The organism is Pontibacter sp. FD36 (genome assembly GCF_015686655.1).
Taxonomy (GTDB): domain Bacteria; phylum Bacteroidota; class Bacteroidia; order Cytophagales; family Hymenobacteraceae; genus Pontibacter.
The window spans coordinates 153,876-167,807 of record NZ_JADPMP010000006.1 but is presented as its reverse complement, the minus strand read 5'-3'; the positions used below and the strand labels follow the sequence as shown (position 1 = coordinate 167,807).

12 protein-coding genes are annotated in these 13,932 nt (G+C 52.6%); 3 read left to right on the top strand and 9 right to left on the bottom strand.

Annotated features, from left to right (window positions below; translation table 11 throughout):
* The first annotated feature begins 46 nt into the window (after window positions 1–46).
* From I0P70_RS10030 to xylE, 3 genes are read left to right on the top strand one after another with little or no spacing between them, the layout of a single operon-like run.
* On the top strand, window positions 47–1,531 hold the full coding sequence (locus I0P70_RS10030) for a xylulokinase (RefSeq protein ID WP_196117292.1): 1,485 nt from the start codon (window positions 47–49) through the stop codon (window positions 1,529–1,531).
* A 33-nt stretch (window positions 1,532–1,564) separates the two neighbouring features.
* Window positions 1,565–2,896, top strand: coding sequence for a xylose isomerase (gene xylA / locus I0P70_RS10025; protein ID WP_196117290.1), 1,332 nt, complete (start codon window positions 1,565–1,567; stop codon window positions 2,894–2,896).
* Window positions 2,897–2,930: 34 nt separating this feature from the next.
* Window positions 2,931–4,385 (top strand): D-xylose transporter XylE, encoded by a 1,455-nt coding sequence (xylE, locus tag I0P70_RS10020; protein ID WP_196117287.1) that lies wholly within the window; start codon window positions 2,931–2,933, stop codon window positions 4,383–4,385.
* A gap of 193 nt (window positions 4,386–4,578) precedes the next feature.
* Here the strand turns inward: xylE and I0P70_RS10015 are convergent, their stop codons facing one another.
* The 9 genes from I0P70_RS10015 to I0P70_RS09980 form a co-directional block, all read right to left on the bottom strand.
* Entirely contained in the window at window positions 4,579–5,601 is a 1,023-nt protein-coding gene (locus I0P70_RS10015; RefSeq protein WP_196117285.1) for a rod shape-determining protein, read from the bottom strand.
* A 49-nt stretch (window positions 5,602–5,650) separates the two neighbouring features.
* A complete protein-coding gene (rnk, locus tag I0P70_RS10010; protein WP_196117282.1) occupies window positions 5,651–6,055 on the bottom strand; it encodes a nucleoside diphosphate kinase regulator in 405 nt (134 codons plus the stop codon).
* 508 nt (window positions 6,056–6,563) lie between these two features.
* The gene (locus I0P70_RS10005; protein ID WP_196117280.1) at window positions 6,564–7,787 is read right to left on the bottom strand and encodes a porin; all 1,224 of its coding nucleotides are present in this window, start codon (window positions 7,785–7,787) and stop codon (window positions 6,564–6,566) included.
* A gap of 97 nt (window positions 7,788–7,884) precedes the next feature.
* A complete protein-coding gene (locus tag I0P70_RS21465) occupies window positions 7,885–8,016 on the bottom strand; it encodes a hypothetical protein (protein ID WP_255530998.1) in 132 nt (43 codons plus the stop codon).
* A gap of 18 nt (window positions 8,017–8,034) precedes the next feature.
* Window positions 8,035–10,467 (bottom strand): TonB-dependent receptor, encoded by a 2,433-nt coding sequence (locus I0P70_RS10000; RefSeq protein ID WP_196117278.1) that lies wholly within the window; start codon window positions 10,465–10,467, stop codon window positions 8,035–8,037.
* Between the two features lie 35 nt (window positions 10,468–10,502).
* Window positions 10,503–11,057: a GNAT family N-acetyltransferase gene (locus I0P70_RS09995; RefSeq protein WP_196117276.1), complete on the bottom strand. Its 555-nt coding sequence runs from the start codon at window positions 11,055–11,057 to the stop codon at window positions 10,503–10,505.
* Entirely contained in the window at window positions 11,054–11,851 is a 798-nt protein-coding gene (locus tag I0P70_RS09990) for an ABC transporter ATP-binding protein (RefSeq protein ID WP_196117274.1), read from the bottom strand. The genes I0P70_RS09995 and I0P70_RS09990 overlap by 4 nt, the downstream gene beginning before the upstream one ends.
* Window positions 11,848–12,855, bottom strand: coding sequence for an iron ABC transporter permease (locus I0P70_RS09985; protein ID WP_196117272.1), 1,008 nt, complete (start codon window positions 12,853–12,855; stop codon window positions 11,848–11,850). Before I0P70_RS09985 ends, I0P70_RS09990 begins: the two co-directional genes overlap by 4 nt.
* Window positions 12,852–13,889, bottom strand: coding sequence for an ABC transporter substrate-binding protein (locus I0P70_RS09980; RefSeq protein ID WP_196117270.1), 1,038 nt, complete (start codon window positions 13,887–13,889; stop codon window positions 12,852–12,854). The genes I0P70_RS09985 and I0P70_RS09980 overlap by 4 nt, the downstream gene beginning before the upstream one ends.
* Between the last annotated feature and the right edge of the window lie 43 nt (window positions 13,890–13,932).

Below are 13,932 nucleotides of genomic sequence, written 5' to 3'. Positions count from 1 at the left end.
AGCCATACCGTACACCTGTTGATCACCTTTAAGCAGTTTAAAACATATGCTTCTATTAGGTATAGACGTAGGTACTTCTTCGATCAAAGTCTCGGTGGTAGATGCCCAGACGCAGGACTGTCTGGCTTCGGCCCAGCACCCGGAGGAAGAGTCAGATATCCTGGCCCCACAGGCGGGCTGGGCAGAGCAGGCACCGGAGATGTGGTGGGAACATGCCAAAGCCGCTATTCGGAAAGTGAACGCGACGGGCAGGTATAACCCCGTAGATATTGGCGCCATAGGTATAGCCTACCAGATGCATGGATTGGTAGTGGTGAACAAAGAGCAGCAAGCTCTTCGTAACGCCATCATCTGGTGCGACAGCCGTGCCGTAGAGATCGGCAACCAGGCTTTCAAAACGATCGGTGAAGAACGAAGCCTGTCACGACTGCTCAACTCCCCCGGCAACTTCACAGCCTCCAAGCTGGCCTGGGTCAAAGCAAACGAGCCCGGGCTCTACGACAACATCGACAAGATCATGCTGCCCGGCGACTACGTGGCCATGAAACTGACCGGCAGTATCACCACCAGCGTGTCAGCCTTGTCGGAGGGTGTTTTCTGGGATTTTCAGGAGAACGAACTCTCCAGCGATGTACTTGGCTACTACAAATTCGACAAGCATCTTATACCTGTTATCAACCCGGTTTTCTCAGAACACGGTACGGTCACAAAAGCCGTTGCCGACGAACTTGGCCTCAAAGCAGGTATACCGGTTACCTATAAATCAGGAGACCAACCCAACAATGCCCTGTCACTGAACGTGCTGCAACCCGGTGAGGTAGCCGCTACGGCCGGAACATCTGGCGTGATCTACGGTGTGAGCGACAAGCTGCTTTACGATCCGCAGTCCCGGGTGAATACTTTTGCGCACGTGAACTATGCCGACTCAGATAAAAGGCTGGGCATGCTGCTCTGCATCAATGGCACTGGCAGCCTGAACCGCTGGATGAAGAACATAGCCGGGCCAGGTATAAGCTATGCCGACATGAACCAGATGGCCGCTGCTATACCTATCGGCAGCAATGGCCTGCGGGTGATCCCTTTCGGAAACGGAGCCGAGCGCATGCTCAACAACAAGATCGTGGGTACCCATTTCCACCACATTGACCTGAATCTCCACACCAAGGCGCATATGTTCCGGGCAGTGCAGGAGGGCATCGCTTTTGCTTTCCGCTACGGACTGGACATTATGCGCGAAAGCGGCATGAACCCCAGCATTATCCGGGCGGGTCAGGCCAACCTTTTCCTGAGTGAGACCTTTACAGAGGCTTTTGTGAACGCTACCCACGTCCCTGTCGAGCTATACCTGAACGACGGCAGCATAGGCGCCGCGCTGGGTGCCGGCATCGGAGTAAAAGCCTTCGTCTCCGAGAAAGAAGCTTTCACCAACAGCAAAAGGCTACGAACTGTAGAACCCAAAGCCATCGACCTGTACGAGCCGGCCTACCAGGAATGGAAGGCCCTGCTCGAAAAACACCTGAACGAAATATAACCTAAATCGCAAACAAGCTAACACCTATACCTTATGGCAAACACGACACTAACCCAATCAGAATATTTCAAAGGTATAAGCGCCATCAAATTTGAAGGACTCGAGTCTGACAATCCGTTGGCCTACCGCTGGTACGACGAGAACCGTGTAGTGGCCGGCAAAATACTGAAAGAGCACCTGCGCTTTGCTGTAGCCTACTGGCACTCCTTCAATGCCGATGGTTCTGACCCTTTTGGTGGTCCTACCCTGAAGTTTGGCTGGAACAAAAAAGAGGACGTTGTTGAAAGAGCCAAAGACAAAATGGATGCGGCTTTTGAATTCATCACCAAACTCGGCCTGCCCTACTATTGCTTCCATGACGTGGACTTGGTAGACTATGGCAACGACATTCGGGAAAACGAGCGCAGACTGCAGGCAATTGTGGAATACGCCAGGCAAAAGCAGCAAGAGACTGGTGTCAAACTGCTTTGGGGCACGGCTAATGTCTTTTCACATAGCCGCTACATGAACGGCGCCGCCACCAACCCGGACTTCCATGTGACAGCCCATGCGGGTGCTCAGGTAAAAGCTGCCCTGGATGCGACAATTGCCCTGGGTGGTGAAAACTATGTGTTCTGGGGAGGCCGTGAAGGTTATATGACGCTGCTGAACACAGACATGAAGCGGGAACAAGAGCACTTTGCTAAGTTTCTGCACATGGCCCGCGACTATGCCCGCAAGCAGGGCTTCAAGGGCACATTCTTCATTGAGCCAAAACCAATGGAACCGACCAAACACCAGTATGACTACGACGCCGCCACCGTTATCAGCTTCCTGCGTCAGTATGACCTGCTGGGGGACTTTAAGCTAAACATTGAAGTAAACCACGCAACGCTGGCCGGCCATACCTTCCAGCACGAACTGCAGGTGGCTGCCGATGCCGGCCTGCTCGGCTCCATCGATGCAAACCGCGGCGACTACCAGAACGGTTGGGACACCGACCAGTTCCCCAACAACATCAATGAGCTGACAGAGGCTATGCTGGTGTTCCTGGAAGCAGGCGGCGTGCAGGGCGGCGGCATCAACTTCGACGCCAAGATCCGCAGAAACTCCACCGATCCGGCTGACTTGTTCTATGCCCACATCGGCGGTGCCGACACCTTCGCCCGCGCCCTTATTACGGCTGACAACATCCTGCAAAACTCCGATTACAAAAAGCTGCGCCAGGAACGTTACGCCTCATTCGACAGTGGCAAGGGCAAAGCATTTGAGCAGGGTAAGCTGACATTGGAAGAGTTACGTGACTATGCGATCGTGCATGGGGAGCCAGAAGTAAGAAGCGGCCGTCAGGAGTATCTCGAAAATCTGATCAACCGCTTCATTTAAGCAGTAGCATCTTCCACCCTAACCCTGCTTCACCATGACGGAAAACACAAAGGATTACAGTGCCAGCAACCTCCCTTACATTGCAGGCATTACCCTGATCGCCACACTCGGCGGCCTGCTATTTGGGTATGACACTGCCGTGATCTCGGGAGCTGAGAAATCGGTGCAGGCCTACCTGATCGATGGACTTGGACTCAGCACCTGGGTACATGGCGCTACTATTTCCAGCGCTCTGATCGGCTGCGTAATAGGAGGAGCGATCTCCGGTTTGCTGGCCTCAGGCATAGGCCGCAAGAAAACCCTGCTGGTCGCCGCTTTTCTGTTTTTCGTTTCGGCCCTTGGCTCAGCCTACCCGGAGTCTCTGTTCTTTGAGCAGGACGAACCGACCATGGGGCTGCTCTACCTGTTCAACTTTTACCGTGTATTGGGTGGTATCGGTGTAGGTCTGGCCTCTGCTGTTAGCCCGGTGTACATTGGTGAGATTGCACCTGCCCACCTCCGGGGCCGCCTGGTGTCGCTCAACCAATTTGCCATTATCTTCGGGATGCTGGTGGTTTACTTTGTCAACTGGGGTATCGCCAGCGGCCAATCCATCGAGTGGATAAACGAAGTGGGCTGGCGCAGGATGTTTTTATCGGAGGCTATACCTGCCGGACTGTTTGCATTGCTGCTGTTCTTCGTGCCTGAAACGCCACGCTACCTGAGCATGGTGGGCCGGGATGAGGAGGCACTGAAAGTCCTCACAAAAGTAAACGGCCCGTCAGTGGCCAGGCAAATTTTGGCTGACATTAAAAATACAGTGGAGCACCACTCCAGCAAGCTTCTCTCCTATGGCCGCACCGTTATCGTGATCGGCATTTTGCTTTCGGTTTTCCAGCAGTTTGTAGGTATAAACGTGGCCCTCTACTATGCGCCCCGCATTTTTGAGAGCATGGGTGCCGGCAAGGACGCCTCCATGCTGCAAACCGTGGTGATGGGTGTGATCAATGTGCTTTTCACAGTGCTGGCCATCCTTACGGTTGACAAATGGGGCAGAAAGCCGCTGCTGATGATTGGCTCTGTAGGTATGGCCATCGGTATGTTCGCCATCGCCGGACTCTCCTACTTCGAGATTATCGGGATCGGCACACTGGTGTTTATCATCATCTACACAGCTTCTTTTATGATGTCCTGGGGGCCGATCTGCTGGGTGCTCATCTCCGAGATTTTCCCGAACAAAATACGGGGCAAGGCCGTGGCGGTGGCCGTGGCGGCACAGTGGGCGGCCAATTATTTTATCTCATCCACCTACCCTTCCATGATGGAGTTCAGCGGCGCCTTCACCTACGGTTTCTATGGCGTGATGAGTGTGCTCTCGCTGTTGTTTGTCTGGAAGATGGTGCCGGAGACGAAGAACAAGTCGCTGGAAGAGATGGAGACACTGTGGACCGGCGAGGCAACCTCAGTCCGCCACAAGGCACCTGCTATGGCAGCAAAAGCCAAGGTATAGCAATCTGTGCCAGCGATCAGAATAAATTTAAAGATTATTTAATAATAAAGCTATTCGGGCAGTGGCTATAGACTTATACATTCCGGTAATTTCTTATAAAAAGAGCCCCGCCAGTTTATTTCCAGCGGGGCTCTTTGTAATGCTGCTATATGACCTGCCAGGGCATACCCTGTTGCACTAATTTGCCACTAACTCAGCGCATCAAAAACTGGAAGCGGTCAATGTTTCGCATCGCCGTGCCCGTACCCCGCACCACAGCGCGGAGTGGGTCTTCCACCACGTGGGTAGGCAGTTTCGTTCGGGCAGATATCCGCTTGTCCAGACCACGCAGCAAGGCACCGCCACCGGTCAGGTAGATGCCCGTCTGGTGTATGTCTGCGGAGAGCTCTGGTGGCGTCATCTCCAGTGTCTTCATCACCGCTTCTTCAATTTTAGACAGTGAGCGATCCAGAAAAAAAGCGACGTCCATATAGGAAACGTGTATCTGTTTCGGCAGACCTGTGAGCAGGTCACGGCCTTTGATGGCCACATCATCCGGTGGATCCTGCAGCTCAGGCAGGGCAGCCCCTACTTCCAGCTTGATCCGTTCGGCGGTAGACTGCCCGATCAGCAGGTTGTGATGCTTGCGCATGTAGTGCACAATATCGGCGTTAAAGCTTTCGCCCGCTACCTTCAGGGATTGGTCGCAGACAATGCCGCTCAGGGCAATCACGGCGATTTCGGTGGTACCTCCCCCAATGTCTACAATCATGTGCCCGTTCGGTTCCTCTACATCCAGTCCGATGCCGATGGCCGCAGCAATTGGTTCGTGCACCAGGTATAGCTCCCTTGCCCCAGAAATAACGGCCGAGTCGCGTATAGCGCGTTTCTCTACCTCGGTTATACCGGAGGGCACACAAACCACCATCCGGAACGAAGCGCCCATTTTCCTTTTCCCTCCGTTAATGAGCTGCAGCATACCCTTCATCATGTGCTCTGCGGCATGAAAGTCAGCGATCACACCATCCTTCATTGGCCGCACAATACGGATGTCCTCATGCGCCTTTCCCTCCATCTGCATCGCCTTACGGCCAATGGCCAGCACTTTTCCTGATGAGCGGCTGTAGGCTACAATGGCAGGCTCGTCCACCACCACCTTGTCGCCCTGCATCACCAGAAAATTGGCTGTGCCCAAATCTATGGCAATATCCTCTCTGAAAAAATCTAAAAAACCCATTCTCTATGGTAAAAATATTCTCCTCCAAAAGACCAATCCGGCCAGTAAATTAAAGGGCCAGATCGCCTGCTGCTTCGGGTTGATACAAAATTTCCAGCACCTCGTACACCACCGTGCCTTTAGGTCCCGGCCGCTCCACCTTGTCACCCACTTTGCAGCCCAGTATGGCTGTACCCACTGGTGCCAGCACTGAGATTTTGAAATTTGGCAAGTCAGCGTCCTTGGGGTATACCACAGTCAGTTCCATCTCGGCACCGCTTTTCAGCTCCTTCAGCTTCACCAGCGAGTTCATGGTCACCACATTCTCCGGAATCTCCTCGGAAGCTACCACTTTCGCTCGCTTCAGTTCCCTGCTGAGGGCCTCTACGGAATGGGCACCGCTTACCTGGCGCTGCACCTGTACCAGGTTGTGCAGGCGTTGTAAATCTTTTTCTGTTACATAAATCGGGTTCATATCATTGGTATTTTAAAGCATTGAAAAATCTTACAGGTATAGCGCCTTGCCATGCCCCAAAGGCAGGCGCAAAACCTCCAGCGCATGCAGCACGGAGGTTTTAAAAAGGTAAACACACAAAAACTCCCTTGCTTGCGGCTTTTGCGCTGCGTAAAGGTGTTTTGCGAAACGGTAAATGCTAGAATATTGAACAGGGATAGCCTGTAGCAAGGTATGGTGGCTTACGCCCGGGGCCGGAGGTTTCCGGCTTACTTAATGAAGGCCTTAGGGGCTGTATAAAAGAAAAGACAATAGCCATTCAGCACATCACTTTGAGATACGTGATGCGATGCCGCAACAAAGCCTGTAAGCGGCTCTGAAAAGAGATGAATTTTTCTGTTAGGTGGCAGCACGGTTCTGATAGTATTCTTTCAAAGTAACGGATAAAGCCCCATAAAAGCAAGGAAACAACTACTTTAACGGCTATACTTGCCCTTACAGCCGCTACAGTTACTGCACAATGCCTAAGCTAAAGGGCATTCACAAAGTAAAGCACTCCAACCGAGAACAAGTGTAGCTTCTGATTCGGGTTACTTACCCCTACTGCATTATTATACCGTGACGTGTTGTAGTAATAGTAACTAAACAACCGCATTTCCTGGCTGCCAACAGGCTTGTATTCCAGGCCTGCCAAAAGGCCAGTATGCTCTCTGAAATTGTCTCCGATCTCGCTGTCTTTTCGGTGACTGGCAGTTTCGTAAAAGCCTTTGGCAGTTATAAACCACTTGGGTATAAACTCATAATCTACGCGAAGCAAGGCTGTTTTGTAATTGATGTCTTGCAGAAAAACCGGAGTAAACCCCGGAGTAGGAGCCATAAAGGTATTGACAGCCGGCGACCCAATGTTAGGATAGTCTACGGACATGTTGGTGCTCTGCAAGTCGAGGTAAGCTTTAAACCTGTCGAGCACAACCTGGTTGCCGATGGATACGGCATGATCTGTCTTACCTTTGGCGAACTGCGAAATATTATAACTGTAGAAAGTCTGCCATTTTTCATCCAATAGATTGCCCAGCCACGCAACGTATAAGCCAAAAGGTGTTTTTGACGGCCTTAGTCCGTCTGTGTTGTAGCCTGTCGTGTTGTAGACCGTGTTGAAATTATTGTTAGAGGTATTGTGCAGTTGTAACTGGAAGGTATGGTTTTCAGTGACATCATAGCCGAGTTTCATGGCGAGTAAAAACAGGTTCAGCTGCCTGTTCACGTATTCGGTATATTGGTATTCAAAAGTGGGGTTTTTGTCAAACTCCCAACTCCCCACACTCGCGGACTGCTTTCCGGCTGTCAGATGCCATTTCTTCGCGGTGCCAAACCGATAGGTGACATTCGCGTGATCTAATGAGCCCGGAGCATTATCTAAACTGTTCGGAGCAGCGCTTCTGTTAAGCCGGTACCGTACGCGAAAACTCAGATCCGGCGTGATATCTCCCCTCAGCTCCATCCGTGCTTCGTTCAAATTAACGGATGCCTGATTGGAAGCACCACTCGGGAAGTCTACTGAGCTTCGAAGCAGAAAATTCACATCTATCCTTTCGCTCAAACCCGATAAGCTGCCATCTGAGAGTCCTTGAATTGTAGGCGTTTTATTAGTGCTTGTGCTATCCGTGCTACTCTTCTCGAGGCCAGTATTCTGAGCAATTACAGTTTGAATTACAAATAGTTGAGCGATAAAAGAAAGGAAATATTTATTCATTGATATGATTTTTGATATACGTTTTTGAAAGCCGTGCTAATGCCTTGTTCCGTGGCAGTAAAGTTGCAGTCCACCACTATTTTCTGAGTAGCGTAACTTAGCTCAGCGATAGGCCTGCCGGTGTGTTGGCAGTCTGCACTTGCAAACTATTAGGCAGCTTTAGCCGTGCCGGAACCTGTGCCAAAAGCAGTAAATCAGGTGATGTGATGGTGAGTAAGCTTCTTCTCATGATGCTGGTATATTAGTTTTAAAAGGTATAGCCGACTGAAAGGATAAAGTGGCGGGGAGCGCCAGGGAAAGCCCGCTGGTAGTCGTAGCCGCCCACGTAGTAGAATTCATCGAGCAGGTTGTTCACATTCAGGCTCAGCCGAAACTTATTGGCACGGTAAAAGGCCGCTGCGTTCAGTACCGTATACTCAGGCCAGTAGCCCCAAACCCAATCCCCTGTCTGGGTGTCCTGCACCTGGCGCTCCATTTTGCGCTCGCCTACATAGTTGCCGCCTACGGCTAACCCAAAGCCCTCCAGACCAGCACCCGAAAAGGTATACTTGGCCCACAAACCTGTCGAGTGCTTTGGTGCGTTTGGCGTCATGGTGCCCCGCTCAGCTTCCATCTCGGTGCTTACTACCTCGGTGTGGTTAAAAGCATAGTTCACGCTCAGGTTGAAGGCAGCACTTACACTGCCGTTCGCCTCCAGCTCCACACCCTGCGACTTAATGCGCCCGTTCTGGCGGTAAATGGGATTGCCCGTATCTGTCACCTGGCCTGTGTTGATGAGTGTGTTGCGCTTTTCGATGTGGAAGGCCGACACTGAGGCAAACAGGCGCTTGTTCAGGAATTCGCCCTTGAGCCCTGACTCTGCCTGAAAGCTGGTTTCGCTGTCGAATGGGGCGTCGCTGCCGTAGTTTTCCGGGTTGCGGACAAAGGCGGGGTCCACGGGTTTGAAGCCCTGGCTGTAGCTGGCGAAGTAGTTCAGGTTGTCGAGTAGCTTATAGGTGAGTCCCGCTCTCGGGAGGAGCACATTCTGGTGCACTTTTTCTTCGCCGTTGTCATACACCCGCTGGTCGCGGAAAAATTCCTGCCGCAGGCCCAGTAAGAGGCGCAGGCGCTCGGTTACGGTGATCTGGTCTTGTAGGTATAGCCCGGTGGTGCTGTAGCTGGTATTGAGGTAATCAACAAAGAACGGCGAGAGCGGCAGGCGAATGTACTTGCTCGGGTCGCGGAGTTCGTATGTCGGGTTGTTGAGGTCGAACGTGAGGGGAACGACCTGCCCGTCCACTTCCATCTGACGGGCCTCCCACTGGTGCCCGCGCCTGTCAGCTTCGTATTTAATGTAGTCCATACCTGCCACCACATCGTGGCGCAGCCAGCCCGTGTTGCCGCTCAGGGAGAAGTAAGCGGAGAGGTTGTCGGTATAGTCGTTTATCTTCTTCTCCAGATACCGCATGTTCATGATGGTGTTGGCGGGAGCATCGGCGAAGGTATTGAGGGTGCGGTGCTCGCTCAGCTCTTCGTGGTACACAAACTTCATGTAGGCGGCGTTAAAGGACAGCCAATCGGTGAGGCGGTGATTGAGCGAGCCGTTGAAGGAGATATCGTTTACGCGGTAATAATCGCTGGGCTGGCTCAGGGTAAAGGACCTCGGTAAGGCGTACAGGTCGCCGCCCCGTATACCCATGCCACGGTCGAGGTAGCCATCAAACTGGCTGTACACGAGTTCGGCGTTAACGGTCGTGTTTGCTGTCGGGCGAAAGGTAACGGTGGGCGCAATCATCAGGGAGCTGCGGTCGTTCACATCCCGAAAGGTCTTGGTGTCTTCGTAGCCGATGTTGAGGCGGTAGAGCAAGGACTTGTCTTCGTTGAGCGGCCCCGTAAGGTCGAGGGTGGTGCGCATGGTCTGGAAGCTGCCTACCGAGAAACTCACTGCTTTACGGCTTTCGTCCAGCGGCTTTTTAGTGACCAGATTGACTGTGCCCCCAGGGTTGATGTCGCCAAAGAGAGCAGCACCAGGGCCTTTGAGCACCTCCACGCTTTCGAGGTTCACCGTGAGCGGCACACGGAAGAAACTTGTGCCAAATCCATAGCCCGAGCGCAGCCCGTTCACTAGTCTATACCCTGTATCGAAGCCGTTGCGGAAACCGCGGATGGTCAGGTCGTCGTAGGCCGAGTACTGTGTTACGCCCGCCAGGTTCTGCACTACATCTGTCACCAGAAAAGCCTGCTGGTCCTCGATCAGCTCTTTGGTAACCGAGGAAATGGTCTGCGGCACATCTACTACCCTACTCTGCAGTTTGGTGCCCACAAAGCTGTAATCGTTCACGTAGTTGGTTTCTTTTCGGCCCGTTACCAGCACTTCCTGCATCACATGCGTCTGGCGGTTCAGCACCACGTCCAGCCATACGTGCGCCGACTGCTCGGTCAGGGCAAAAGGTACTGTTTTATCAACCATGCCCAGCCCTTTCACCAACAAGGTATAGCGCCCATAAGGCAGTCCGTCAATTTTAAACGTGCCATCCAGGGCTGTCACATTCCCAACTGCGGTATCTTTTACACCTACCGAAACACCGACCAAGACTTCCCCTTTCTCGTCCTTCACGCTACCACCCACACTGCCTGTTGGCTGGGCAAAAGCAGGTATAGCAAACAGGTATAGCAACAATGCGCACAGGACACTTTTCATATAATTCGCAGCCATTCTTCGGGTCAAGTCTAGCATCATACCTGAACAGGCTCCTCTCCTTTGTCAAAAATTATTTTACCAAGCCGCTCAAATTTTGGCAATTGCAGTTGCATGTGTATGGTTCTGTAAACAGGCGTTTCATCCTGACAAATCAGTTCGAAACCCTGTTTTGCCCAGAACTCCTGTGCGCCCGTCAGGAAGGGGTGCGTGTGCAGGTATAGCGTTTCGATGCCTTTGCGCGCAGCTTCTTCTTTCAAAGCGCTAAAAAGACAGGTACCCAAGCCAACTTTTCGGAGGGAGGGCTCCACATACAGCTTCTGTACTTCGGTTGTCAGCCGGCCCTCGTAGTTCAGGTGCTTAAAGCGGTGGTCGTAGGTGCGCATGCCAATGGTGCCGACAATGGTATCTGACAGGTCGGTCGCGATCAGAAAGGCAGCATTTTTGTCTTCCATATAAGCGGCCTCGAAGTGCGCCAAGTCGTGGGGCGGCTTGCTGTGATCTATCATCGGGAACAGCTCTTTGCGGAACCCCATCACATAGCGAACCAGCTCTGGAATCCGCTCTCTTTCGATTGGTTTGATCTGTATCATCTTGTCGGTTCTATCAGCTTGTCAATTTTCCTTTCAGGGACCACCATGATTTTGTCGTTCACCAGCACAGTCGTAAAAGTCACGTCATACACATATTCCAGAAAGTCGCTGGCATGGTAATCAAACTCGCTGGCTGGGGTAACCACGGTGCGGTCTTTCATGAAATAGCAGTGGTCGGCGTACAGGAAAGCCATGTTCGGATCGTGCATGATGGCAATGACCGTCAGGTTGTTTTCCGTCAGTTTTTTGAGTTTCTCCAGCACGTAGGTCTGGTAGTACACATCGAGGTGGTTTGTGGGCTCGTCAAGCAAAATGATGCTCGGGTTTTGCACCAGCACCCGCGCAATCATGACCAGTTGCTGCTCCCCGCCCGATAACTCGGTATAGGGCCTGTCGGCGAGGTGACTGATACCCAGTTCTTCAATGGCCTGGCCAACTTTCACCATGTCGCTCTTTTTCGGACTGAAAGCCGAGAAGGCCGCTCTGCCTGTTAAGACCACATCTTTCACCTGAAACGGGAACACTGACTTATGAAACTGCGGCAGGAAACCCAGCACGCGGGCGCAGTCCGAAAAAGACATTTTGCTTCGCTCCTTTCCCATCAGTTTCACGGAGCCGTGTTGGTACTTTTGCAGTCCCGCCATGATGTTGAAGAGCGTGGACTTGCCACTGCCGTTGCGCCCGAGCAGCACCGAAAAACGGTTGGTCGGAAAGGTCACGTTCACGCGCTCCAGTATCGGCGCTTTGCCATACCCGAAACTGAGGTTTTCTACTTCTATCGCCGCGTCTGTCATACCCAGTTGATTTTATTTTTCTTCATTAAAAAGAGAAAGAATGGCGCCCCCAGCAGCATCGTGAAAATGCCGATCGGAATCTCGAAGTCCATTAGCGAGCGCGAGAAATTGTCGATGATGACCAGGAAAGAACCTCCGAAGAAGATGTTGGCTGGCATGGCTTTGCGGTTGTCGGGCCCCACCATCATGCGGGTGAGGTGCGGAATAAACAGGCCATACATGCTGATGACGCCTGCCGCCGCCACCGAAGTAGAGGTGGTGAGCGTAGCCAGCGCTACCAGGGTAGCTTTGTCGGCAGTCGGGTTTACGCCCACCGCCTTTGCCTCCTGCTCGCCCAGCGCCAACAGGTTAAGCCGCCAGCGCATCAGGTACATGCCCACTATACCTATACCTACGGGCAGCGCAGCAGTGTTTATTTTGTCCCAGGAGGCATGGTGCAGGTTGCCCATGGTCCACTGCACAATGGCCTGTAGCTTGTAAGGGTCGCTCATGTACTGCACCACCGTAAGCGATGCCGTGAATATACCTGACACAATCATACCTGAAAGAATGACCGCCACAATGGACGACTTGTTGTTGCTGAAAGCAAAGGAATAGGTCATGACCACAGAGGCCACTCCCAGCACGAAGGCCATGACGTTGATGTGGAGCAGCGGAAAAGCAATGGCCAGCGCCGCCCCAAAAGCCGAGCCAGAGGAAATACCCAGCACATAGGGGTCCACGAGCGGATTGCGGAAAATTCCCTGCAAAGCTCCCCCGGATGCAGCCAGGCCCGCCCCAATAATAAAGGTGAGCAAAACCCGTGGCAGGCGCACATTCTCGATTATGTTGTTGAGCATGTATACCTTGGTCGAGCTCTCGTGGATGTTGCCGCTCAGCACCGCCCCGCCCCATTCCCAATAGTCAGAGAACACCAGCCCCTGCGACGGGCCCACCGTCAGGGAATACAGCAGCAGCGGTATAGGCAGGCCGTAAATAAGGAAGCCAGTCAGTACTTTTCTCATTCAAGTAAGGCAGTGGCTTTGGCACCATACAGATTCGTCATGATGTCCCTTCGGTTCTCGTCGAGGTCGAAGTGCTCGTTTGCGCCATAGGCGACATTGTGCAGCTCAATGGCGGCATACATAATTTTGAGGGTATGCGGATCGTAGAAAAAGGGTGGCTCCAGCACATGCACGTTTTTGTTCTTCACCGCTGTGAGCACCGCCAGCTCTTTTTTATCATACAGCACCTTTGGGTCTGTGCTCCAGAGCAAAATCAGATCGGGGTCCCAGGCAATCAGCGTTTCTGGGTTGATGTTGGGCTGGTCCACTTCAAAAGTGCAGGCATTGTTTACACCTGCCAGCTCGAAGCACTCGCTCATGCGGCTGTTCTGCCCCGAAGTAGAGTAAATCCGTCCGCCCGACCAAGCATAGTACACCGATTTCTTCTGTTCAATGTGATCTGTCGATTCCGCAATCTCGTCGAGCTTGCGGCGGGTATAGGCCAGCAGTTCCAAAGCCCGCTCGTGCGTACCTGTCAGCTTGCCAATGCTTTCGATCTCTTCAAACAGTTGCTCGTTGTTCTGTGGCGATACGGCGTATACCTGAATCCCTAAACTTTCGAGCAAGCGAATGGCATCGGTCTGTCCAGAAGCAATAATGACCAGATCTGGTTTGAGCGCCAGCACGCTTTCGATGTTGGTGGATGTTTCCCAGTTGCCAGGAGCGGGCAGCTCTTTTCTGGCAATGCGCGGATCCAGTTTGCTGAAATACTTAAACGTCTCGGGGTTGGTGTAGATGTTGTTCTGTATACCTACCACGGTATGCTCCGCGTTTAGCATGTACATGCCATCCAACGCTCCCTGGTACAGCACGATCACCCGCTGGGCTGGTTCGCTCAGGCGTACTTCCTTGCCCCGTATATCTTTCACTACAATCGCATCAGCCGCCACTGCTTTCATTTCGCCGTTCTCGCTCTGGCAGGCGCTCAGCAAGAACAAACCAGCACACACCGCCATCACCAAACGAACGGCCATCCTTCCTCTCCAGTACTTCATGCTTTCTTCACAAAATCGCAGGGTGCTTTTTCTTGAAACCATC

What these genes read in the sequence shown, in the direction of transcription:
- I0P70_RS10030 (WP_196117292.1), top strand. Translation starts at nt 47, where the DNA reads ATGCTTCTATTAGGTATAGACGTAGGTACTTCTTCGATCAAAGTCTCG.
- xylA (WP_196117290.1), top strand. Translation starts at nt 1,565, where the DNA reads ATGGCAAACACGACACTAACCCAATCAGAATATTTCAAAGGTATAAGC.
- rnk (WP_196117282.1), bottom strand. Translation starts at nt 6,055, where the DNA reads ATGAACCCGATTTATGTAACAGAAAAAGATTTACAACGCCTGCACAAC.
- I0P70_RS09990 (WP_196117274.1), bottom strand. Translation starts at nt 11,851, where the DNA reads ATGACAGACGCGGCGATAGAAGTAGAAAACCTCAGTTTCGGGTATGGC.
- I0P70_RS09995 (WP_196117276.1), bottom strand. Translation starts at nt 11,057, where the DNA reads ATGATACAGATCAAACCAATCGAAAGAGAGCGGATTCCAGAGCTGGTT.
- I0P70_RS21465 (WP_255530998.1), bottom strand. Translation starts at nt 8,016, where the DNA reads ATGAGAAGAAGCTTACTCACCATCACATCACCTGATTTACTGCTTTTG.
- I0P70_RS10005 (WP_196117280.1), bottom strand. Translation starts at nt 7,787, where the DNA reads ATGAATAAATATTTCCTTTCTTTTATCGCTCAACTATTTGTAATTCAA.
- xylE (WP_196117287.1), top strand. Translation starts at nt 2,931, where the DNA reads ATGACGGAAAACACAAAGGATTACAGTGCCAGCAACCTCCCTTACATT.
- I0P70_RS09980 (WP_196117270.1), bottom strand. Translation starts at nt 13,889, where the DNA reads ATGAAGTACTGGAGAGGAAGGATGGCCGTTCGTTTGGTGATGGCGGTG.
- I0P70_RS10000 (WP_196117278.1), bottom strand. Translation starts at nt 10,467, where the DNA reads ATGAAAAGTGTCCTGTGCGCATTGTTGCTATACCTGTTTGCTATACCT.
- I0P70_RS10015 (WP_196117285.1), bottom strand. Translation starts at nt 5,601, where the DNA reads ATGGGTTTTTTAGATTTTTTCAGAGAGGATATTGCCATAGATTTGGGC.
- I0P70_RS09985 (WP_196117272.1), bottom strand. Translation starts at nt 12,855, where the DNA reads ATGAGAAAAGTACTGACTGGCTTCCTTATTTACGGCCTGCCTATACCG.